At 57.0% G+C, this 20,347-nt stretch carries 22 protein-coding genes and 2 pseudogenes; 10 read left to right on the top strand and 14 right to left on the bottom strand.

The genetic code is table 11. The annotated features are described in order from the left end of the window. Nucleotides 1–15: 15 nt before the first annotated feature. The gene (bioD, locus tag KHQ23_RS01585) at nt 16–711 is read left to right on the top strand and encodes a dethiobiotin synthase (protein ID WP_002903703.1); all 696 of its coding nucleotides are present in this window, start codon (nt 16–18) and stop codon (nt 709–711) included. Here bioD and clcB read toward each other — a convergent pair. The 6 genes and pseudogenes from clcB to KHQ23_RS01615 all read right to left on the bottom strand — a co-directional run bounded on the left by clcB (nt 664) and on the right by KHQ23_RS01615 (nt 7,085). Further along, complete coding sequence (gene clcB / locus KHQ23_RS01590) at nt 664–1,959, bottom strand: voltage-gated ClC-type chloride channel ClcB (protein ID WP_032434481.1); 1,296 nt, start codon at nt 1,957–1,959, stop codon at nt 664–666. The two genes, bioD and clcB, sit on opposite strands and share 48 nt — an antisense overlap. A 133-nt stretch (nt 1,960–2,092) precedes the next feature. After that, nucleotides 2,093–2,701 (bottom strand): annotated as a pseudogene (gene dmsD / locus KHQ23_RS01595) (Tat proofreading chaperone DmsD). 41 nt (nt 2,702–2,742) lie between these two features. Then, a complete protein-coding gene (locus tag KHQ23_RS01600) occupies nt 2,743–3,600 on the bottom strand; it encodes a DmsC/YnfH family molybdoenzyme membrane anchor subunit (protein ID WP_032434485.1) in 858 nt (285 codons plus the stop codon). A 1-nt stretch (nt 3,601) separates the two neighbouring features. Then, nucleotides 3,602–4,219 (bottom strand): DMSO/selenate family reductase complex B subunit, encoded by a 618-nt coding sequence (locus tag KHQ23_RS01605; protein ID WP_004152235.1) that lies wholly within the window; start codon nt 4,217–4,219, stop codon nt 3,602–3,604. A gap of 10 nt (nt 4,220–4,229) precedes the next feature. Beyond that, nucleotides 4,230–6,665: a selenate/tellurate reductase subunit YnfE gene (gene ynfE, locus KHQ23_RS01610; RefSeq protein ID WP_211776828.1), complete on the bottom strand. Its 2,436-nt coding sequence runs from the start codon at nt 6,663–6,665 to the stop codon at nt 4,230–4,232. Between the two features lie 150 nt (nt 6,666–6,815). Then, nucleotides 6,816–7,085 (bottom strand): DUF1161 domain-containing protein, encoded by a 270-nt coding sequence (locus KHQ23_RS01615; RefSeq protein ID WP_002903714.1) that lies wholly within the window; start codon nt 7,083–7,085, stop codon nt 6,816–6,818. Nucleotides 7,086–7,186: 101 nt separating this feature from the next. On the opposite strand from KHQ23_RS01615, the gene KHQ23_RS01620 reads away from it, so the two are divergent. Then, nucleotides 7,187–7,897, top strand: coding sequence for a YnfC family lipoprotein (locus KHQ23_RS01620; protein WP_004183934.1), 711 nt, complete (start codon nt 7,187–7,189; stop codon nt 7,895–7,897). Here KHQ23_RS01620 and speG read toward each other — a convergent pair. Next, complete coding sequence (speG, locus tag KHQ23_RS01625; protein WP_002903719.1) at nt 7,891–8,451, bottom strand: spermidine N1-acetyltransferase; 561 nt, start codon at nt 8,449–8,451, stop codon at nt 7,891–7,893. The genes KHQ23_RS01620 and speG overlap by 7 nt on opposite strands. Nucleotides 8,452–8,529: 78 nt before the next feature. After that, nucleotides 8,530–8,871, bottom strand: a complete 342-nt coding sequence (locus KHQ23_RS01630) for a DUF1283 family protein (protein ID WP_002903720.1) — start codon at nt 8,869–8,871, stop codon at nt 8,530–8,532. Nucleotides 8,872–8,979: 108 nt separating this feature from the next. Here KHQ23_RS01630 and KHQ23_RS01635 point away from each other — a divergent pair, with 108 nt between their 5' ends. The 4 genes and pseudogenes from KHQ23_RS01635 (at nt 8,980) to KHQ23_RS01650 (ending at nt 13,162) form a co-directional block, all read left to right on the top strand. After that, on the top strand, nt 8,980–9,342 hold the full coding sequence (locus tag KHQ23_RS01635) for a YnfA family protein (protein ID WP_004219442.1): 363 nt from the start codon (nt 8,980–8,982) through the stop codon (nt 9,340–9,342). 113 nt (nt 9,343–9,455) lie between these two features. Then, nucleotides 9,456–10,739 (top strand): MFS transporter, encoded by a 1,284-nt coding sequence (locus KHQ23_RS01640; RefSeq protein ID WP_032434487.1) that lies wholly within the window; start codon nt 9,456–9,458, stop codon nt 10,737–10,739. Between the two features lie 263 nt (nt 10,740–11,002). Next, the gene (locus KHQ23_RS01645) at nt 11,003–12,466 is read left to right on the top strand and encodes a mannitol dehydrogenase family protein (RefSeq protein WP_002903726.1); all 1,464 of its coding nucleotides are present in this window, start codon (nt 11,003–11,005) and stop codon (nt 12,464–12,466) included. 264 nt (nt 12,467–12,730) lie between these two features. Next, nucleotides 12,731–13,162, top strand: a pseudogene (locus tag KHQ23_RS01650) (universal stress protein). A gap of 50 nt (nt 13,163–13,212) precedes the next feature. On the opposite strand, the gene KHQ23_RS01655 reads toward KHQ23_RS01650, so the two are convergent. Both KHQ23_RS01655 and ydfG read right to left on the bottom strand, forming a co-directional pair. Continuing rightward, on the bottom strand, nt 13,213–13,899 hold the full coding sequence (locus KHQ23_RS01655) for a GntR family transcriptional regulator (protein ID WP_002903730.1): 687 nt from the start codon (nt 13,897–13,899) through the stop codon (nt 13,213–13,215). Nucleotides 13,900–13,990: 91 nt separating this feature from the next. Next, on the bottom strand, nt 13,991–14,740 hold the full coding sequence (gene ydfG / locus KHQ23_RS01660) for a bifunctional NADP-dependent 3-hydroxy acid dehydrogenase/3-hydroxypropionate dehydrogenase YdfG (protein WP_002903733.1): 750 nt from the start codon (nt 14,738–14,740) through the stop codon (nt 13,991–13,993). A gap of 130 nt (nt 14,741–14,870) precedes the next feature. Here ydfG and dcp point away from each other — a divergent pair, with 130 nt between their 5' ends. Continuing rightward, on the top strand, nt 14,871–16,916 hold the full coding sequence (gene dcp, locus KHQ23_RS01665; protein WP_004190268.1) for a peptidyl-dipeptidase Dcp: 2,046 nt from the start codon (nt 14,871–14,873) through the stop codon (nt 16,914–16,916). A 77-nt stretch (nt 16,917–16,993) separates the two neighbouring features. On the opposite strand, the gene KHQ23_RS01670 is transcribed toward dcp, so the two are convergent. After that, nucleotides 16,994–17,380: a nuclear transport factor 2 family protein gene (locus tag KHQ23_RS01670; protein ID WP_021465457.1), complete on the bottom strand. Its 387-nt coding sequence runs from the start codon at nt 17,378–17,380 to the stop codon at nt 16,994–16,996. Nucleotides 17,381–17,479: 99 nt separating this feature from the next. On the opposite strand from KHQ23_RS01670, the gene KHQ23_RS01675 reads away from it, so the two are divergent. After that, nucleotides 17,480–18,250, top strand: a complete 771-nt coding sequence (locus KHQ23_RS01675) for a helix-turn-helix domain-containing protein (RefSeq protein WP_223174961.1) — start codon at nt 17,480–17,482, stop codon at nt 18,248–18,250. Nucleotides 18,251–18,300: 50 nt separating this feature from the next. Here the strand turns inward: KHQ23_RS01675 and KHQ23_RS01680 are convergent, their stop codons facing one another. Continuing rightward, on the bottom strand, nt 18,301–18,975 hold the full coding sequence (locus KHQ23_RS01680; RefSeq protein ID WP_047694680.1) for an SOS response-associated peptidase: 675 nt from the start codon (nt 18,973–18,975) through the stop codon (nt 18,301–18,303). A 171-nt stretch (nt 18,976–19,146) separates the two neighbouring features. Between KHQ23_RS01680 and KHQ23_RS01685 the strand changes: the two genes are divergently transcribed. Together KHQ23_RS01685 and KHQ23_RS01690 are read left to right on the top strand one after the other, a co-directional pair. Next, on the top strand, nt 19,147–19,275 hold the full coding sequence (locus tag KHQ23_RS01685) for a hypothetical protein (protein WP_004219446.1): 129 nt from the start codon (nt 19,147–19,149) through the stop codon (nt 19,273–19,275). 54 nt (nt 19,276–19,329) lie between these two features. Then, the gene (locus KHQ23_RS01690) at nt 19,330–19,452 is read left to right on the top strand and encodes a small membrane protein (protein ID WP_004143611.1); all 123 of its coding nucleotides are present in this window, start codon (nt 19,330–19,332) and stop codon (nt 19,450–19,452) included. On the opposite strand, the gene KHQ23_RS01695 is transcribed toward KHQ23_RS01690, so the two are convergent. Next, the gene (locus KHQ23_RS01695; RefSeq protein ID WP_023282553.1) at nt 19,449–20,084 is read right to left on the bottom strand and encodes a LuxR C-terminal-related transcriptional regulator; all 636 of its coding nucleotides are present in this window, start codon (nt 20,082–20,084) and stop codon (nt 19,449–19,451) included. The genes KHQ23_RS01690 and KHQ23_RS01695 overlap by 4 nt on opposite strands. A 67-nt stretch (nt 20,085–20,151) precedes the next feature. After that, nucleotides 20,152–20,274 carry a hypothetical protein gene (locus tag KHQ23_RS01700; RefSeq protein WP_004225117.1) on the bottom strand — a complete coding sequence of 41 codons (123 nt, stop codon included), beginning with the start codon at nt 20,272–20,274 and terminating at the stop codon, nt 20,152–20,154. Nucleotides 20,275–20,347 lie beyond the last annotated feature (73 nt).

A 20,347-nucleotide genomic window follows, 5' to 3' on the forward strand; every position in this document is an offset into this window, starting at 1 on the left:
ACTGTGGGGTTAGTGATGTTTAAGCGTTTCTTTATTACAGGTACAGACACCTCTGTCGGGAAGACAGTGGTTTCCCGTGCGCTGTTGCAGGCACTTGCTGCCAGAGGCAAAAGCGTGGCCGGGTATAAGCCTGTGGCGAAGGGCAGCAAAGAGACGCCGGACGGTTTACGTAACAAAGATGCGCTGGTGTTGCAGAGCGTCTCCACGCTGGCGTTACCTTATGAGGCTGTCAACCCCATCGCCTTAAGCGAAGACGAGAGCAGCGTGGCGCATAGCTGCCCGATCAACTACGGTCTGCTGTCCGATGGTTTGCAGCGTCTGGCCGCGCAGGTCGAACACGTGGTGGTTGAAGGCACCGGCGGCTGGCGCAGCCTGATGAACGACCTGCGGCCGCTTTCCGAGTGGGTGGTTCAGGAGCAGCTCCCTGTGCTGATGGTGGTGGGGATCCAGGAGGGGTGCATCAACCATGCGCTACTGACAGCCCAGGCGATCGCCAATGACGGTTTACCGCTGATTGGCTGGGTGGCCAATCGGATCAACCCTGGTCTGGCGCACTACGCCGAAATCATCGATGTCCTCAGCAAAAAGCTGCCGGCGCCGCTGATCGGCGAGCTGCCTTATCTGCCGCGCGCCGAACAGCGTGAGCTGAGCCGCTACGTCGACTTAGACATGCTCGGCAACGTGATGGCGATAGATCGAATCCCGGCGTAACGTCCGCGACAGCACAGACGACACGACGCAGGTTATCAGCAGACCGGGCAGCAGCGTATACTGCCCGGTCATCTCGCAAATCATCAGGGTTGACATGATCGGCGCATGGGTCGTGGCGGCCAGAAACGCCGCCATGCCGGTCAGACCCATCATGATGGCCATTTCTTCACTTCCCGGCAGCCACAGCCTGCTGAAGCAGGCAAACAGCATGCCCATCGCCAGGCCGACAAACAGCGTCGGGGTAAAGACCCCGCCTGGCGCGCCGGAGCCGCTGCTGGCCAGCACCGCCAGCAGTTTGCAGATAAATACGCCCACCAGCAGCGCACCGGACGGCGGCAGCAGCAAATAGCTTTGCACTACGCTGTAGCCGTTGCCCCATACTGCCGGGGTGATGAGCGATAAGCCGCCGACAATCAGCCCGCCCAGCGCCAGCTGCCACGGAGGCGCCAGCTTCAGTTTAACGAACCCGCGGTGGCTGTAGTCCATCAGCCAGATAAACAGCGGCCCGCACAGCCCGGCCAGCAGGCCAGTCGCCAGCATTAAGCCATAGTGCAGGGCGCTGAGGTTCTGCTGTAACACGACGTGATACAGCGGCGCGGCGCCGCCATTAAGAAACTGCGTCAACAGCAGGGCGATCACCGCCGAGATCACCACCGGCCCAAGCGAGGCCAGCATCAGCGTGCCAAAGAGAATTTCAGCAATAAACAGGCTGCCGGCCAGCGGGGCATGATAGGCGCTGGCCATCCCGGCAGCCGCGCCGCAGGCGACCCATAGCTTCCACTCTCTCTGCGGCGTGAAGCGACGGGCAAACAGCGAGGCCGCCAGCGCGGCCAGCAGGATCATGGCGCCTTCCCGGCCAATCGCGCTGCCGGTCACCACGACCAGCAATGACGCCAGTGATTTCACCAGGCTTGCCGGCGTATCGAAACAGCCGTCGCCGGTCTCCAGGGCTTCCATATAATCGGTGGCGGCATGCGGACGCGCGACGCTGCGTCGTTGCCAGAGCCAGAGTAAGGTTCCCGCCGTCAGGCCGCCCAGCGCGGGGGTAACCAGCCGACGCCACGCCGGCAGCGACTGTGCGGCGTTGACCAGGCTCCCGCTGTCATTACTGAGCAACAGCGTTTCCAGCACCACCATAGCGTGGCGAAACAGCGCCACCGCCAGGGCGGCGAGAAGGCCAATCAGGGTGGCGATCAGCAGGCGGCGAAACATCACCTGCACATCAGGATAGGGATGAAGACGATGCATTAGTCACGGCGAGGTTCGGAAAACATTGGCTTATTGTGATAGGGAATAACCTTAGATGCAAAAGCGATAAGTGCGGGTGAAAGGCTGGGAAGCGGCAAAATAAAACCGCGCCGGATACCGGCGCGGCGAAGGGTTAACGATAGAGCGGTTTTTGCGCCACGGCGATCGGCAGATTCTCCTGCCACTGCGCCAGAGTCGCCTGCGCCAGCTGACCCAGCGCCTGATAGAAGGGGTGGGCGGCATGGTCGACAAAGACGCTCAGGAAACGCCCGGACTACGGCAGCAGGTGCCAGGCCAGCAGTTGAGCGAACAACGCATCCTGCTCCGTTTCGCACAACCATGCCGCCAGGAGTAGCACGGTGCCGAAATGATCTTCCGGTTCGTTGCCATCGGCCTCCAGCGCGATACCGTTCTCGCGCATCCACTGGCGCAGAGCCAGCGTGGAATCGCCAAACAGCACAGACTCTTTATCCAGCCAGACAGAGCCCCAGGGCGGCGCCGGCAGGGCCCATGGCCCGATAAACAGGCGCTGCCAGGCTTCCGGCAACGTTTCTTCAGCCGATGCGGCAAACCCTGACGCCATCGGGGCTGCGACCGGGAAGGGCCACTGCTGTTGCCAGCTCCCGTCCTGGAAGGCGGCGACCAGCGGCGCAATTTCCGCGCTATTCGGCGCATAAGAGAACAGCGCGCCCAGGGTGCGGGCGCTTAACGCGACGGCGTCGCGATTTGGGATCGGCATCATCACTTATTCCTTTCTGCGGCGCGCGCCTGCGCGCCGTCTCATTAACCGGCAACCGCCAGACCGACGGTCATATGCAGACCATAAAACAGGCCGCGGCCAATACATTCGGCGATCAAGACCAGCAGCAGGCCGATCAGCAGCCCCGTAGCGCGCGGCGGCTGGCGGCGGATCAGCGGACATAGCCAGCAGCCGAGGCCCAGCGCCAGCAGTACCAGGCGTAGCGCCTGGAGTTTGCCATAATCTGGCAGCAGGGTGGCCGCCTGCTGAACCGAGCTGTGAAGGGTACTGAGCCCGGCGCTTTGCATAATGATAACTGCGGCGCTGATGACCAGCGCGGCCACGCTCAGTCCGGCAAAAAACCAGCCGTTAAAGTTGACTTTCGCCAGCCGCAGCAGCAGGGCGGCAAACAGCGGCCCGCTGAGGAGCACCGTCAGAAAGAACGCGCTGGTGGTGTAGCCATTGTACCATGTTGGCACGGTATTGATTTGATAAACCCGGGTCATTGCGAGGACAAACAGCAGCCCTAACAGCATGGCGATCGCCAGCCAGACTTTACCCAGCGTCGCCGGCATTTTTTCCAGCACCGCCAGCAGCCACCAGAATCCGCCCACGGCGAAGAACAGAGCGCCGCTGGCGATTTCGTTGCTCAGCGCCGAGGCGCCGATGTGGTTCAGCGAGTTAAACGCGCGCAGCGGTGAACCGAGATGCATCACCGAAGCAAGAAAACCAATGCCCATCAACAGCCAGATAAAAAACATATTGCGCACCAGCCGCCGCCGGGCTTCCCGTTGGTCCCCCAGCGCCAGCCAGCCAAGACCGCTGACGATGGTCGCGCCGACCACGCACTGACCCAGCACCGTAAACAGCACCAGCGGCCATTCATGCCATCCGTTTCCCATCTCACACCTCCTTCGGGTTCGCCAGGTAACCGGTGGTATCGCCACACGGCCGGGCATTGGCGTTAGGTTTGATAACGATACTCGGCCGGGTAAAGTGCGCCGACGGCAGCGGCGCTACCGCGGCCAGCTGGCCGTGCTTAGCGCGCAGTTCGGCAATTGGCCCGAAATCCAACGCCCGCAGCGGGCAGGACTCGACGCAGATCGGCTTTTTCCCCTCGGCGACGCGCTCGTGACAGCCATCGCATTTGGTCATATGGCCTTTGTCGGCGTTATACTGCGGGGCGCCGTACGGGCAGGCCATATGGCAGTAGCGGCAGCCAATGCATACCTCTTCGTTGACCACCACAAAACCGTCTTCGCGCTTATGCATCGCGCCGCTCGGACAGACCTTGGTGCAGGCCGGATCTTCGCAGTGGTTACAGGCGATGGAGAGGTAATAGGCAAACACGTTCTGCTGCCAGACGCCGTTGTCCTCCTGCCAGTCGCCGCCGGCATACTCATAGATCCGGCGGAAGCTGACCTCCGGAGTCAGGTTCTTGTAGTCCTTACAGGCCAGCTCGCAGGTTTTGCATCCGGTACAGCGAGCGGAGTCGATAAAGAATCCATATTGCGTGCTCATGGTTTACTCCTTAAACCTTCTCGATATCGACCAGGTTGGTATGCTGTGGATTCCCCTTCGCCAGCGGCGACGGGCGGTGGGTGGTCAGGGTATTCATGCAGGCGCCATGGTCGATCCGATCTCCGGTCATATTGGCGTCGTGCCAGGCGCCCTGGCCCATCGCCGAGACCCCCGGCATGATGCGTGGCGTCACTTTCGCCGGAAGACGGACTTCGCCGCGCTGATTAAAAACGCGCACCATATCGCCGTTTTTAATCCCGCGTTTTTCCGCGTCAAGCGGATTGATCCATACTTCCTGGCGACAGGCCGCTTGTAATACATCAACGTTGCCGTAGCTGGAATGGGTGCGCGCTTTATAGTGGAAACCAAACAGCTGCAGCGGATACTGGCTGCGCAGCGGATCGTCCCAGCCTTCAAATGTGGAGGCGTAGACCGGCAGCGGGCTGATAACTTCGTCTTTCTCCAGCTGCCAGCGGGCGGCAATCTCTGCGAGTCGGCTGGAGTAGATTTCAATTTTGCCGGACGGGGTTTTGAGCGGATGCGCTTCAGGATCGCGCCGGAAGTCGCGATAGGCGACGAAGTGGCCGTTCGGGTCTTTGCGCTTGTAGATGCCCATTCGCTTCAGATCCTCGTAGGCCGGCAGCGCCGGATCTTTCGCCACCATTTTGGCGTACAGATACTGCAGCCACTGTTCCTGGGTACGTCCCTCGGTAAAACGTTGATGCACGTCGTCGCCGAGTCGTTTCGCCACTTCGCTTAGGATCCAGTAAATCGGTTTGCGTTCGAACTTCGCTGAGGTGGCGGGCTGAATAAAAATCAGATAGCCCATATTGCCGGCGTAATCGTTAGGAATGATATCCTCCTGCTCAACGGTCATCAGGTCGGGCAGCAGCAGGTCGGCGTATTTCGCCGACGAGGTCATAAAGTTGTCGATAACCACAATGGTTTCGCACTTGCTTTCATCCTGCAGAATTTCGTGGGTCTTATTGATGTCGGAGTGCTGGTTGATGATGGTGTTGCCCGCGTAGTTCCACAGGAACTTGATCGGCACATCCAGCTTCTCTTTTCCGCGTACGCCATCGCGGCTGGCGGTCATCTCTGGACCGCGCGCGATGGCGTCGGTCCAGGTAAAGCAGGAGATGGCGGTCTTCACCGGGTTTTCCAGCACCGGCAGGCGCTCAATGGTGATGGTGTAGGTTGATTCGCGGGCGCCGCTATTGCCGCCGTTGATGCCGACGTTGCCGGTTAAGATCGGCAGCATGGCGATCGCCCGGGCGGTGAGTTCGCCGTTGGCCTGGCGCTGGGGCCCCCAGCCCTGGCAAATGTAGGCCGGCTTGCTCATGCCGATTTCGCGCGCCAGCTTAATGATGCGATCGGTGGGGATACCGGTAATACGCGAGGCCCACTGCGGCGTTTTAGCGATCCCGTCGTCGCCCTCGCCGAGGATATAGGCTTTGTAATGACCATTCGCCGGCGCCCCGGCCGGGAGCGTTTTCTCGTCGTAGCCAACGCAGTATTGATCAAGGAAAGGCTGGTCCACCAGATCTTCGTTAATCAACACCCAGGCGATACCGGCGACCAGCGCGGCGTCGGTGCCGGGGCGAATGGGGATCCACTCATCTTCCCGACCGGCGGCGGTATCGGTGTAGCTCGGATCGATGACGATCATTCGCGCGTTAGAGCGCTCGCGGGCCTGCTCCAGATACCAGGTAATGCCGCCGCCGCTCATCCGGGTCTCCGCCGGATTGTTGCCGAACATCACTACCAGCTTGCTGTTTTCAATATCCGAGGTGCTGTTGCCGTCGTTACTGCCGTAGGTGTAGGGCATGGCGCAGGCAATCTGCGCAGTACTGTAGGTACCGTACTGGTTAAGCGAGCCGCCGTAGCAGTTCATTAAACGCGCTACCGGCGACGCGGAAGGCGACGAACGGGTGATGTTGCCGCCGACGATCCCTGAAGAGTAGTTAATGTATACGGCTTCGTTGCCATACTGCGCTACCACGCTCTTCAGGCGGTCGGCGAGGGTATCCAGCGCCTCCTGCCAGCTGATGCGGACAAATTTGCCTTCTCCGCGCTTGCCGACGCGCTTCATGGGATAGTTAAGGCGATCCGGATGATTGATGCGCCGGCGAATCGAACGCCCGCGCAGGCAGGCGCGGACCTGATGGTCGCCGTAGCGGTCATCGCCGGTGTTATCCGTTTCGACGTAAACCACTTCATCATCACGCACGTGCAGCCGCAGGGCGCAGCGGCTGCCGCAGTTAACCGAGCAGGCGCCCCAGACAATGCGGGTTGTGTCGCCTGTAGCCTGTTGTACCGCCGCCGCGGCGCGGCGCAGCGTAAAGGGCAGGGTCAGCCCGCCGGCGGCCAGCGCCAGGGAGCCGAGGGCTGTGGATTTGAGTAGCGCGCGTCGGCTGACGCCGCCGGGAGATTCCTGATTCGACATTGCTCACTCCATGATCGTTATGTTGTACGGAGAAGGGCCGCTGTGCCATTAACAGACGCAGGGGTGAGCGATAATACGTTATGGGTAGCCAGTAGACCTTATCCCTGGTCAATGCAGGGATAAGATCTTTCATTTGAAACCGAAGAGGGCTTACTGAGCGTCGTTTTCGGCGGGACTGTCGCTGTTACGCGTATAGGTGATTTTGAAGGTGTCGTTGGCGCAATGACCGACCACCTGAACCCCGGGCTGGTCTGCCTGATCGTTTGGCACAATGGCCAGGCTGAAGGCGGTTTCCGGTACGCCATTGTTGATGATCTTCTGCTGGATGTCGCTTTTGACCCGTTCACAGGAGTCGGGAGCCGCCAGTACGGCCGTGGAGCACAGCAGTAGCGCAGCGCCGGTGCAGAGGGATAGTTTCATCTTACGCTCCTTATCGATGTTATCCAGATTTAAGCATAGCAGAACTGGTGTAAACAATTGTATTTGCTAATATGATCGGATGTACACAAAAGGAATCGTCTGTGAAAAGATTGTATTGGCTGATCCCGGCAGCGCTGCTGCTGACGGCATGCGACCGTAAAAGCGCCCCGGACGCCTTCACCCCGGAGATGGCGAGTTTTTCCAATGAGTTTGAGTTTGATCCCCTGCGCGGGCCGGTGAAAGATTTTAGCCAGACGCTGCTGGATGAACACGATGTGGTGGTCAAGAAGGTGAGCGCTCAGCTCTCCAGGGAAGGGTGTTTCGATCTGCTGACCCTGGAAGATGTGGAGAACAAAACCGGCGCCACGCTGCTGCTGGACGCCAACTATTACGTCGACGGGCGCACCCACGAGAAGCGGCTGCGCCTGCAGGGCAAGTGTCAGCTGGCGGAGATGCCTGCCGCCGGGGTGAGTTGGGAGACGGATGATAACGGTTTTATTATCAGCGCACGCGGCAAAGAGACCACCGCCACCTACCGCTATGACAGCGATGGCTATCCGCTGGGAAAAACCACCACCGCCAAAGAGGAGCGATTTACCGTCGCCTCAACGCCGTCAAAGGATCCGCGTAAGAAATTGGACTATACCGCCATCAGCACCTTCAACGATCGCACGCTGGGCACGGTGCGTCAGACCTGCGACTACGACGATCACGACAATCCGCTGAGCTGTGAGCTGCAGGTGATCGATGAAAGCGTCCAGCCGCCGCTGACCCGCCACTACACCATTAAAAACCGTATCGATTATTACTGAGCCGTCGGCTTCAGCAGGGACGGCCCGGGCGTTTTGTGCTCGGCCAGATACTGGTGCTGGAACAGGCACATGCGGATGGTGTTGCGGTACTCGCCGTTAATGAAAAACTCATGGATCAGTTCACCCTCGACCATAAAGCCGAGCTTGCGGTAAATATGGATCGCTTTTTCATTCTCTTTATCAACGATTAAATACAGCTTATACAGATTGAGCACGGTAAAGCCATAGTCCATCGCCAGGCGTGCGGCGCGGGTGGCGAGACCTTTTCCCTGGAAGTCGGGGGAGATGATGATCTGAAACTCGGCCCGGCGGTGCACATGGTTGATTTCAACCAGCTCCACCAGTCCGGCTTTATCGCCATTGCATTCGATGACAAAGCGGCGCTCGCTTTGATCGTGAATATGTTTGTCGTACAGATCGGAGAGCTCAACGAAGGCCTCGTACGGCTCTTCAAACCAGTAGCGCATGACGCTGGCGTTGTTATCGAGCTGGTGGACGAAGCGCAAATCTTCGCGCTCAAGCGGGCGGAGTTTGACGTGTAGCGCGTCGGTCATGGAGATTCCTGTGGTCAAAACGGAAAAGGGATTACAGAAAGGCGGCGCCCGCAGGCGCCAGCGTGGTCAGGGAGCGGCTCAGGGATTGATCGCGCGGCCGGTGCGACGGTCAAGACAGCGCAGGGTGTTTGGCTCCCAATAGGCATTGACGTTGGCGCTCTTCTGGCAGTTATCCTGCGCGTCGAAAGCGACATCGGCTTTATCCCACTCTTTTTCCGCCCGTTTGTTCACCTTCTGGCGCAGGCTGCGGGTGTCGTTCCATTGCTCTTTTTCCATCGACGCCTGCTGACGGCTCTGCGCGCTGTCGCCAGATTCAATCACCAGCCGGTCGGTGGCGGCATAGGAGCTGGAGGTGTAGACCACAGCGCTTAACGCCAGAATGGCGGTCAGGCACCAGCGTTTGTTCAGTGTCATGTTCATCACGATTTCCTTTAAGTGATGGGTTAACCCTCAGGTTCAGTTTACTACAGCTCTTTTGTTGGGCATAGCCGGCAAAACAGCGTGGGGCAGAGGCCATTATCGCGTAGAATGGTTCAACGCTTTGTCTCTTTTACGAATCTTTTAATGCTCAAAACAACGCTGCTGTTCTTTGCTACCGCTCTGTGTGAAATCGTCGGCTGTTATCTACCGTGGCTATGGCTCAAGCGCGGGGCAACGCCGCTGCTGCTGATCCCCACCGCCCTGGCGCTGGCGCTATTCGTCTGGCTCCTGACGCTCCATCCGGCCGCCAGCGGCCGGGTATATGCCGCCTACGGTGGGGTGTACGTTTGTACCGCATTGCTCTGGCTGCGGGTCGTTGATGGGGTCAAATTAACCCATTATGACTGGGCGGGCGCGGCAATCGCCCTGTGCGGCATGCTAATCATCGTGGCGGGGTGGGGACGGGCCTAAGCCCGTCATGTGTGATCCCTGCCGCTTTTTTCAACCCTAATTCTTGTATGGTAGTCGACCTGTTGCCTTACTTATCAGACATCCTATTTCATATGACTCTGTAAGGAACAACGATGGCTATCGAGACTCTTGCCGCCCGGACCGGGGCGACGCCGTTACGCATCCGTCGGGTGCAGAAGATCACCCTGACGCTGCTGTTTATCGCCGGTATCGTCAACTTTCTTGACCGCTCTTCGCTGAGCGTCGCCGGGGAGGCGATACGCGCCGACCTGGGCCTTAGCGCCACCGAGTTTGGGGTGCTGCTCTCCGCCTTTTCGCTCTCCTACGGCTTCGCGCAACTGCCCTCCGGTATTTTGTTGGATCGCCTGGGACCACGGATTGTGCTGGGCGCCGGGCTGATTTTCTGGTCCGCGATGCAGGCCCTGACCGGGATGGTCAATTCGTTCTCGCATTTTATTCTGCTGCGCATTGGCCTCGGGATCGGCGAAGCGCCGTTTATGCCAGCCGGCGTGAAATCGATCAACGACTGGTATGCGCAAAGAGAGCGCGGCACGGCGGTGGGAATATTCAACTCCTCGACGGTGCTGGGCCAGGCTATCGCCCCGCCGGCCCTGGTCATCATGCAGTTGGCCTGGGGTTGGCGAACGATGTTTGTGGTGATTGGTTTAGCCGGGATCGTGGTCGGCCTGTGCTGGTATGTGGGCTACCGTAACCGTCGGCTGTTTACCCTGCAGGAGGAGGAGCAGCAGTATCTGGCCAGTGAGGAGGCGGCCCGCCCGGCGCTGAAGTTTAGCGAATGGCTGGCTCTGTTTAAACGGCGGACTACCTGGGGGATGATCCTCGGCTTTTCCGGTGTGAACTACACCGGCTGGCTGTATATCGCCTGGTTGCCCGGCTATTTGCAGGCGCAGCAGGGGTTAAGCCTGGCCCGTACCGGCTGGGTGGCGGCGATCCCGTTTCTTGCCGCGGCGGTGGGGATGTGGGTCAACGGCCTGGTGGTCGATGCCCTGGCGCGCAGAGGCTACGATCAGGCGAAAACCCGCAAAACGGCGATTGTTATCGGTCTGGTGCTGTCGGCGCTGGGCACCTTGCTGGTGGTGCAATCGTCCACGCCAGCCCAGGCGGTGGCTTTTATCTCCATGGCGCTGTTTTGCGTTCATTTTGCCGGGACGTCCGCCTGGGGGCTGGTGCAGGTAATGGTGGCGGAGCATAAAGTGGCTTCGGTGGCGGCGATCCAGAACTTCGGCAGCTTTGTGTTTGCCTCCTTCGCGCCGATCGTGACCGGCTGGGTAGTGGATACGACTCACTCTTTCAATCTGGCGCTGGTGATCGCCGCCGGGGTGACCTTTGCCGGGGCGCTGTGCTATTTCTTTATCGTCAAAACTCGCATCGATTAACAACGCTCGGCGATTCGTCAACAGCAGGCCCGCAGGGACGCGCGGCCGCCATGTTCTTCTCCTCCCGTTACCTGCGCTATCCTGTCACTGCGGCGATTGCAGCCACGTGCCCCGTGCTTTATCAGGCGAGATCTTCTTGTATGGTAGTTGACAGAAATCAAAGATGTTATACCAATTGCGTGAGATGGTTGAGGCACAAAGGCATTCTCCTCGAGAGTTCTCCCCGAGAATGGTTGATGGGCTACATAACAACGAGAGTCATCATGGAAAACACCCTCTTAACCGCTAACGCCACGCTGCCGACCTACGATCGCAGCGCACTGATCCCCCGTATCGTTCATCTTGGTTTTGGCGCGTTTCATCGCGCTCATCAGGCTGTGTATGCCGATATACTGGCCAGCGAGCACGGCAGCGACTGGGGCTACACCGAAGTTAATCTGATTGGCGGCGAGCAGCAGATCGCCGATCTCCAGCAGCAGGATCTGCTGTATACCGTCGCCGAAATGTCCGCCGACGCCTGGACCGCGCGCGTGGTTGGTGTGGTGAAGCAGGCGCTGCACGCCGGGGTTGATGGTCTCGAAGCGGTGCTGGCGGCGATGTGTCAGCCACAGGTGGCCATTGTCTCCCTGACGATTACTGAGAAAGGCTATTGCCATTCGCCAGCCAGCGGCGAACTGCAGCTCGATCACCCGCTGATCGCCGCCGATCTGCATAACCCGCACCAGCCAAAATCGGCGGCGGGGGTAGTGGTGGAGGCCTTATCTCGCCGCCGGGCGGCCGGCCTGCCTGCTTTTACCGTGATGTCCTGCGATAACATGCCGGAAAATGGTCACGTGATGCGCAACGTCGTCTGCGCCTACGCCCGGGCTTTAGACGAGGATCTTGCCGCATGGATAGAGCAGAATGTCACCTTTCCGTCGACGATGGTGGACCGGATTGTCCCGGCGGTGACTGCCGAAACCCTCGATAAAATTACCCAGCTGACCGGGGTGCGCGACCCGGCCGGGGTGGCCTGCGAACCTTTCCGTCAGTGGGTGATTGAGGATAACTTTGTTGCCGGACGTCCGCAGTGGGAGAAAGCGGGAGCGGAACTGGTCGCCGACGTGGTGCCTTTCGAAGAGATGAAGCTGAGAATGCTCAACGGTAGCCATTCGTTCCTCGCTTATCTCGGCTATCTGGCCGGTTATCAGCATATCAACGACTGTATGCAGGACGATAACTACCGTCGCGCGGCGCTGTCGTTGATGCTGGACGAACAGGCACCAACGCTGAAGGTGCAGGGGGTGGATCTGTCACGCTATGCCAGTTTGCTGATTGACCGTTACTGCAATCCGGCACTGAAGCACCGCACCTGGCAGATAGCCATGGACGGCAGCCAGAAGTTGCCCCAGCGCATGCTGGACTCCATACGCTGGCATCTGGTGCATCAGCGTGATTTTACACTGCTGGCGCTGGGCGTGGCAGGGTGGATGCGTTACGTTGGCGGCGTTGACGATGCGGGCCAGTCAATCGAGATATGCGACCCGTTGTTGCCGGTTATCCAGCAAGCGGTGGCTGCCAGCGCCGATGGCGAAGCGCGAGTCAAAGCGCTGCTGGGTATTGAGGCTATTTTCGGCGTCGAACTGCCGCAGGAGTCACGCTTTGTCACGGCGGTGACCCGCGCCTACTTAGCGCTGCAGCGGCAGGGGGCTAAAGCTACCGTCGCCGCGTGGGCCGCCGCGCAATAATCTTTTTCCGGTGTCGGTCCCGGGGTCGACACCGGCTCTTCAGTTATTTCTACGATACTCCGCTGATGTCTATTTTTTGCTAGCGATCGGTTTTAGCAGACGCAGAATATGATCGAACGCAATGTCTATACATAACTCTATATTTCCCTGATTTACTGAAGATAATTAGCTGTTATTTTTCCGAACAATGACTGGTATTTCACCGCAATAATGGCATAGTTAAGTTAATGAAAAAGAACTTTCTCTGCAAAAGGAGTACGGGCCATGTATAAAAAAATTTTATTGCCTGTTGATGTCTTTGAAATGGATTTAAGCGATAAAGCGGTGCGTCACGCGTAATTTCTCGCTTCGGCCGAAAATGGCGAGATCACCTTGCTCAACGTTCTGCCGAACAGCAGCCGTTCGCTATTGCGCGGTTTTACGGCGGATATTCGTAAGTTTGAAGCCTATATGGAAGAAGAGTCGGAGAAAAAAATGCGCGAGGTGGCGCGACTGTTCGCCATCCCCATGACGCGGATCCATACCCGCGTAGTCTTTGGCAACGTGCGTGACGAAATTCTGGCTATCAGTAACAACGAAGAGTTCGATGTCATTGTGATTGGTTCCCGCAAACCAGGGATCTCCACCCATCTGCTGGGCTCCAACGCCGAGTCAATTCTGCGCTACGCCAAAACGCCGGTATTGGTCGTTAGATAATCCCTTCAATGACGACGGCTGCGTCGGCCATGCCGGCAGCCGTCTGACTCTTATTCTTCACTAAACCAGTCGCGGTTCTCCTGGCGAATCAGCAGTACGGATTCGCTGATTTCATGCAAATGGATACTCATGGCTTTTTCTACCGCCTCGGCATCGCGTTTTTCCAGCGCGGTGAAAATCTCATGATGCTGGCGCAGAAGCATCTCCGGAGAGGTGACATGGTCCAGACTCATATAGCGGACGCGATCGATGGCGGCTTTAATATTTTCCACTGTCTCCCAGGCCAGCTGACAGTCGGCGATAATCGACAGCTTCTGGTGAAATTCATCATCGAGCAGGAAAAAGTCGTTTAACTGCTGCCGATCAACAGCAATACGCTGCTGGTGAAGATTCTGTTCCAGCTGATAAAGTTGCTCTTCGTTAATCATGCCGGCGGCACGGCGAACCACCGCGCACTCAATCGCCTGGCGGACGAAGCAACCATTACGCACCTGCGACAATGAGATTTTATTGACGTAGCTACCGCGCTGGGGACGAATCTGGATAAGTCCGTTTTCCGCCAGCTTAATGAAGGCTTCGCGCACCGGCTGACGAGACACCGCAAAACGCACGGAGACTTCTTTCTCCGACAGCGGTGTACCAGGCGGGATCAGGCAGTGAACGATATCCCGGCGGAGGATGCGATAAATTTGCTGATTGACGGGTTGCGTCGGATTCAGTTGCGATTCTGCGGCCATTGATGGTTACTTTTTAGGGGGTTATGCGCACTATTTTACGCGTTTTTTGCGTTTCCGCCCATACCCGGCCCGCAGGCCGGGTGGCTGACGGTTAGCCCTGACGGTGAACGCTGAGTCCGGCAAAGCTCTGACTCACCGGCATCATCTCCAGGGTGTTGATGTTGACATGTTTCGGCAGGGTGGCGACCCACCAGACCGCCTCGGTCACATCTTCCGGGGTTAGCGCTTGGGTATTTTCGTAAGCTTTTTCGGCTTTAGCGTCATCGCCCTTAAAGCGGACGTTAGAAAACTCGGTGCCGCCCACCAGACCCGGCTCGATGTCGGTCACGCGCACCGCGGTGCCGTGCAGGTCGGTACGAAGATTGAGGCTAAACTGACGGACAAAGGCTTTGGTCGCCCCATAGACGTTTCCGCCGGCGTAAGGCCAGCTGCCTGCCGTAGAGCCGATATTGATGATATGGCCGCGATTGCGCTCCACCATCCCCGGCAGCACGGCGCGGGTCATGTACACCAGCCCTTTATTATTGGTGTCGATCATATCTTCCCAGTCTTCCACACTGGCGCGGTGCGCCGGCTCCAGACCAAGCGCCAGGCCGGCGTTGTTCACCAGCACATCGATAGCCTGCCACTCGGCGGGCAGGTCAGCAATCAGCGTCTCAATGGCGGCGCGGTTGCGGACGTCAAGTTGCGCGATATAAAGGTTATCGCCCAGCTCGTCTTTCAGCGTCTTCAGGCGCTCTTCACGACGACCGGTGGCAATCACTTTATGACCGTTAGCGATAAAACGGCGAGTAATACTTTCACCAAAACCGGCGGTGGCGCCGGTGACCATGATAATCATCTTACTGTTCCTCAACGCTTTTTGTGTTTTCATACCATAGCACGCACAGGCGGCGACCGGTAACGGAAATCATTGCGACCCCTTAAGGAGAGGCCTAATCTTACAGCATTAGCCTGTACAGGAGAGAAAGATGTCCGAACGAAACCCCTTTTTTAGCGTCAGTACGTTGCCTTACCAGGCGCCGCCGTTCGATGTGATTGACGACAGCCACTATCGCCCGGCGTTTGATGAGGGCGTCCGGCAGCAGCGGGCCGAAATTCGCGCTATTATCGACAATCCGCAGCCGGCCAGTTTCGCCAACACGCTCGAGGCGCTGGAGCAGAGTGGTCAGCTGCTGGCGCGGGTGACGCGGGTCTTTTTCGCCATGGCTGGCGCCCATACCAATCCTTATATTCAATCACTGGATGAACAATTTTCCGCCGAACTCGCCGAGCTGGGGAATGACATCTGGCTTAATGCGGCCTTGTTTCAGCGCGTGAACAGCGTCTACGAGCAGCGCGACGCGCTGGCGCTGGACAGCGAGTCCTATCGTCTCCTGACCCTGACGTGGCAACGTTTTGTTCACGCCGGGGCGACGCTGGCTCCCGAGCAGCAGGCGGCGCTGCGCACACTGAACACCGAAGCGGCTACGCTGCAAAGTCAGTTCCAGCAGCGACTGCTGGGAGCGGCAAAAAGCGGCGGCCTGGTGGTTGATTACCGGCATCAACTGGCTGGCCTGAGCGATGAGGAGATAGCGGCGGCGGCTGACGCAGCGCGTGAAAGAGGGCTTAGCGACCGCTGGTTGCTGACGCTGACCAATACCACCCAGCAGCCGCAGCTGCTTGCGCTGCGCGACCGGCAAACGCGGGAGAATCTCTTCGCCGCCGGCTGGACCCGCAATCAGCAGGGCGATGAGCATGATACGCGTGACCTGGTACTGCGGCTGGCGGCGATCCGCGCGCAGCAGGCTGAGCTGTTGGGCGCCGCTGATTACGCCAGCTGGGCGCTGACCGATCAAATGGCGGCTTCCCCGGCGGAGGCATTGGGCTTTATGCGCCGGATAGCGCCGGCGGCGCGGGCGCGGGCGGAACGAGAGCTGGCGGACATCCAGCAGGTGATCGACAACGAAGGCGGGGGTTTTCGCGCGACGGCATGGGACTGGCTTTACTACAGCGAGCAGGTGCGGCGGGCTGCCTATGCCATTGATGACGCGCAGCTCAAACCCTATTTTGCCCTCGAGCGGGTGCTGCACGACGGCGTCTTCTGGACGGCAACGCAACTCTTTGGGCTGCGCTTTGTTGAGCGCTTCGATATACCGGTCTATCACCCGGATGTGCGGGTCTGGGAGATCTTCGATCACAACGGCGAAGGGATGGCGCTGTTTTACGGTGACTACTACGCTCGTGACTCAAAGAGCGGCGGCGCATGGATGGATGTGTTTGTCGAACAGTCGACTCTGCGCGCGCAGCGCCCGGTTATCTACAATGTCTGCAACTACGTCCGTCCGCAGGCAGGGCAGAGCGCGCTGCTGTCGTGGGATGAGGTGATCACCCTGTTTCATGAGTTCGGCCATACCCTGCATGGGCTGTTCGCCAGCCAGCGCTACGCCAGTCTCTCGGGGACCAATACGCCGCGCGATTTTGTCGAATTTCCTTCGCAGATCTTCGAACACTGGGCCAGCCAGCCGCAGGTGTTTGCCCACTACGCGAAGCACTACCAGTCCGGGGAGCCGATGCCGCAAGCGCTACGCGACAATATGTTGCGTGCGGCAACCTTCAATAAAGGGTACGACATGAGCGAGCTATTGGCTGCTGCGTTACTCGATATGCGGTGGCATAGCCTGTCGACCTCGGCATTACCGGAGGAGGTGGACGCGTTTGAGCAGCTGGTGCTTCGGGAAGAGAACCTGGATCTGGCGGCGGTCCCCCCGCGCTATCGCAGCAGCTATTTCTCCCATATCTTCGGCGGCGGCTATGCGGCAGGCTATTACGCCTATCTGTGGACCCAGATGCTGGCCGACGACGGCTATCAATGGTTCGTGGAGCAGGGCGGTTTGACCCGTGAGAACGGTCAGCGTTTCCGTGAGGCGATTTTATCACGCGGGAACAGCACTGATTTAGCTGAACTTTATCGCCAGTGGCGCGGGCACGATCCGCAGATTGAGCCGATGCTGAAAAATCGCGGGTTGAGTGCGTAGGGCAATTTTAGTCTGACAAGATAACCGGGCGCGCTGCCCGGTTTTTTGTCTGATCTAGTCGTAACCTTATATTTCTTTTACCTCACGCTGCCTAAATCTTTATCGCTCTCTCTCCCTTTAAGCATTAGCGTGGCTTCTTCGATACGAATGAAGCGCCCGGAATCATCTATTTCAGCGAACATATAAACTTCCATGTCCACCTCTTCTCCGCTGCGCCTGGTGCACAGAACGCGATGCCTTGTGGCATAAAGATTCCCGTTACGAAGTTCGTCATGTAACTCAATTTTAGCGAAGGCGATAATTTCCCGGAGTCTACGCGCATGCTGAGCAAAGCCATCTAATCCTTCCCACTTGTTATCAGTACGCTGCCGAAAACCGGGACTAAAATAGCGACTGAGTATCCGATCCAGTGGTATCTGTTGGTGGTTGATAATGTCATCCAATACCCTAGTAATAGTAATCATTTTGATGGTTAGTCCTCTGTGAAAGTGATGAATACTTTACAATCGACTAACTGGCTTCAGTACGGTATAAAAGACATTAAACACCTCAAACACGCCAATATGCACGATCCATTGATTCCATTCGAACCGGTGTTTTCACCCCAGGGACCCACTTTACTCGTCGCGGTACGTCAGTCTGAGGTAATACGGGAGACTCCACGCCACCATCACAGCTGTGGGCAGTTAATCGGTGCCATACGTGGGCTACTTACGGTCGATGGCGGTGATTGTCGCTGGGTGGTACCGGCAACACATGCCGTCTGGATACCGCCAGGTGTTCCGCACGGCCTGCGCTCGCACGGTCCATATTCAGGATGGAGTGTTTATGTTTCTGCCAAAGCCTGTGGCGAGCTACCTGATAAGCCATCTGTTCTCTCAATGACAAATCTGCTGCGTGAAGCGATAACGCGAGCGGCTGCATGGCAAGGTGTAGAGCTTACTGCGTCCCAAAAACGTTTAGCTGGCGTTATTCTTGATGAAATTGGTTCCCTTCCCAGGGTTAATCTTGGGCTCCCAATGCCGCAAGATAGCCGATTGCTCAGAATCGCGCAGGCGCTGTCAGCAAACCCGGACGACGGGCGCAGGTTGGAAGAATGGGCAGCCTGGGCCGGCATGTCATCACGCACGCTCACGCGACGATTCCGAGCCGAAACGGGTTTTAGCTTCAATGAATGGCGACAGCGGATACGCTTACTCAGGGCTCTTGAGCTTCTGGCTGCCGGCAAGCCAGTGACGGCGATAGCGCTGGATCTGGGATATGACAATGTGAGTGCCTTCATAGCCTTGTTCCGTCGGATGTTCGGCACTACTCCAGGGCGGTATAAAATTTAATTATCTCTTCGCTGAATATGATGCGTTATCCGCCGCTTTGATTACGTTTGTCATGGGCTGAGAGGGGCAAGTAATTCGGGCCCCTGATTTTTCACATTGCCGACCGCCAGCGTTACCGGGTGCCAGGTAAAATCGTCGGCGGAAACGGCTCCGTCGCTGGCAATCTCCGCCGCTTCCGCGCCGGTGACATCCTGCCTCATCCATTCGCGGGCGGCTTCAGGCGTCAGGACCAACGGCCGACGGTCATGAATATCGACAAGACCGCGATCGGCGGCGGCCGTCAGGATCAAGAATCCTTCGGCATGGTCCCCACGTTCGAACGGAGTCCGACCAATCGCGGCCATAAAAATTGGCTGGTCATCCTTACGCTGGATAAAGTATGGCTGCTTTTTATTTCCTTCCTTTTTCCACTCAAACCAGCCGTCGGCGAAGCAGATCGCCCGTCCGTGCTCCCACAGCGGCTTGAACATCCTGCTGGAGGCTGCAGTCTCAACCCGGGCATTAATCAGCGGCGGTTTATCCCACCATCCTGGCGCATAGCCCCAGTAAACGGCATCGAGATGGAGTTGCTCATCGCGTTCATTGAGGAGTAAAACTTTTGTCCCGGGCGCGACGTTATAGCGCCCGATAGGCGCCGGGTCCCAGGCAATATCTCGTTCGGCCGCTTCCACGAGATGCGCCAGGTATTCCTCCCGGCTTTGCGCTTGCGCAAAACGTCCGCACATAGCCACCTCCAGCGTGATGTCTGACTAACAGTATAGAACAGCTGCAAAACGGTGTTTTCACCTGCCCAAATACCACGCTCCTTCCACGTCAGTAGACCATTATTTCAGGCCGTCATCTTGCCTGACGTCGCGACAGTACACGCTGGGCGTTAGGCCTGGCATTGTCCGTTTATGCTTCATCGTTATTACCCTAACGCCTGTCTGATAAAGGAAATCGTTTTTACTCTTTTTATTATCTTTCAGAATTATCGCACGGAGTTTTACCTTTGTCTGAAATGGTTGTCGCTGGGTTGTATTTGAAAACATCCACCCCTTATTATTTAAAAAATCATCTTTATCTTTTAAAAGGTTGTTATGAGTAACTTACTATTATTAGTCCTGGCGGTGGTGTTATTGTTTACATCTTTGTTTTTTGGCCTGTCCTATGTTAGAGAAAGAAGAAAAATGAAGATGCGCTTTAATAAATTCCGACGTTAACCGATCCTTCCTGCGGAAAGCGCAAGAGCAACAGATGAGAATCTCGTTAACTCTTGTTTGGTAGCTATTTGGAATTTTTTCATAATATTGATTTTGTGAGAGAAGACCGTCTTATGGCTGATGCCCAGTTCTTGCGCTATCTGCTGATTGTTCATTCCCGTTCTGATCGCATCGATAATATAAAGTTGTGATTTGGTCAAGGTTAACCGAGGGCATTTGACACAGCGTCTGCTGTCTTTTTCCAGCCCACCGCAACTAGATGTTGTCGACTCCGTCAGACGTTTTGCAATCTGATTTTTTACGCGGCGCAAGTCGCTGTTCATGCTGATAAAAGTGGCATCGCGTAGACAAAGTGGTAACTGTTCAACCTGCAAAGCGCTGTCGGTGGCGACGAAAATAAAAATAGACGTGTGCGGAGGAAGTTTTTTGAAAAACGGGTGGCATAGATAATGTTCACCAGCGGCCATTTCTGTGAACAGCATATCAATCGGACCTAATATATCTGTGGAACAGTCCACAACGGAATACGGTTCACGGATGTGTTCTTCTTTCGCGATCTCGCTAAGCAGTTCGCAAATTCCGCGATTAAGAAATATGTTTTCAGTGTTAATTAAAATATCAGGCATAGTCATGGCGATCGTGAAAGTTGTCATGCATTTAAAGTGGAGAACATTAAATGCGTATGCCTTTAGGATATTTCTAATAATCAACAAATGCAATAAGTCTAATTTTGGACTTTGAGCTGGCGAGTAAAATTAATGGTATATTAATCAATGGCTTATTTTTTAGCGTTGCGCGGGCATGACCGCTAATTTGGCACAAACTGCTTAAATTGCTTATATTGCATGCGTTAATTCTGGTCTCAAATATATTAATCAGAGTTACTTATTCACTG

The sequence above is a fragment of the Klebsiella sp. 64 genome (genome assembly GCF_018223915.1).
Classification (GTDB): Bacteria; Pseudomonadota; Gammaproteobacteria; order Enterobacterales; family Enterobacteriaceae; genus Klebsiella; species Klebsiella pneumoniae.

Excerpts from the sequence above, each read along its gene's own strand:
- bioD (WP_002903703.1), top strand. The coding sequence starts at position 16 with ATGTTTAAGCGTTTCTTTATTACAGGTACAGACACCTCTGTCGGGAAG.
- clcB (WP_032434481.1), bottom strand. The coding sequence starts at position 1,959 with ATGCATCGTCTTCATCCCTATCCTGATGTGCAGGTGATGTTTCGCCGC.
- KHQ23_RS01600 (WP_032434485.1), bottom strand. The coding sequence starts at position 3,600 with ATGGGAAACGGATGGCATGAATGGCCGCTGGTGCTGTTTACGGTGCTG.
- KHQ23_RS01605 (WP_004152235.1), bottom strand. The coding sequence starts at position 4,219 with ATGAGCACGCAATATGGATTCTTTATCGACTCCGCTCGCTGTACCGGA.
- ynfE (WP_211776828.1), bottom strand. The coding sequence starts at position 6,665 with ATGTCGAATCAGGAATCTCCCGGCGGCGTCAGCCGACGCGCGCTACTC.
- KHQ23_RS01615 (WP_002903714.1), bottom strand. The coding sequence starts at position 7,085 with ATGAAACTATCCCTCTGCACCGGCGCTGCGCTACTGCTGTGCTCCACG.
- speG (WP_002903719.1), bottom strand. The coding sequence starts at position 8,451 with ATGACCGACGCGCTACACGTCAAACTCCGCCCGCTTGAGCGCGAAGAT.
- KHQ23_RS01630 (WP_002903720.1), bottom strand. The coding sequence starts at position 8,871 with ATGAACATGACACTGAACAAACGCTGGTGCCTGACCGCCATTCTGGCG.
- KHQ23_RS01635 (WP_004219442.1), top strand. The coding sequence starts at position 8,980 with ATGGTTCAACGCTTTGTCTCTTTTACGAATCTTTTAATGCTCAAAACA.
- KHQ23_RS01640 (WP_032434487.1), top strand. The coding sequence starts at position 9,456 with ATGGCTATCGAGACTCTTGCCGCCCGGACCGGGGCGACGCCGTTACGC.
- KHQ23_RS01645 (WP_002903726.1), top strand. The coding sequence starts at position 11,003 with ATGGAAAACACCCTCTTAACCGCTAACGCCACGCTGCCGACCTACGAT.
- KHQ23_RS01655 (WP_002903730.1), bottom strand. The coding sequence starts at position 13,899 with ATGGCCGCAGAATCGCAACTGAATCCGACGCAACCCGTCAATCAGCAA.
- ydfG (WP_002903733.1), bottom strand. The coding sequence starts at position 14,740 with ATGATTATCATGGTCACCGGCGCCACCGCCGGTTTTGGTGAAAGTATT.
- dcp (WP_004190268.1), top strand. The coding sequence starts at position 14,871 with ATGTCCGAACGAAACCCCTTTTTTAGCGTCAGTACGTTGCCTTACCAG.
- KHQ23_RS01670 (WP_021465457.1), bottom strand. The coding sequence starts at position 17,380 with ATGATTACTATTACTAGGGTATTGGATGACATTATCAACCACCAACAG.
- KHQ23_RS01675 (WP_223174961.1), top strand. The coding sequence starts at position 17,480 with ATGCACGATCCATTGATTCCATTCGAACCGGTGTTTTCACCCCAGGGA.
- KHQ23_RS01680 (WP_047694680.1), bottom strand. The coding sequence starts at position 18,975 with ATGTGCGGACGTTTTGCGCAAGCGCAAAGCCGGGAGGAATACCTGGCG.
- KHQ23_RS01685 (WP_004219446.1), top strand. The coding sequence starts at position 19,147 with ATGCTTCATCGTTATTACCCTAACGCCTGTCTGATAAAGGAAATCGTT.
- KHQ23_RS01690 (WP_004143611.1), top strand. The coding sequence starts at position 19,330 with ATGAGTAACTTACTATTATTAGTCCTGGCGGTGGTGTTATTGTTTACA.
- KHQ23_RS01695 (WP_023282553.1), bottom strand. The coding sequence starts at position 20,084 with ATGACTATGCCTGATATTTTAATTAACACTGAAAACATATTTCTTAAT.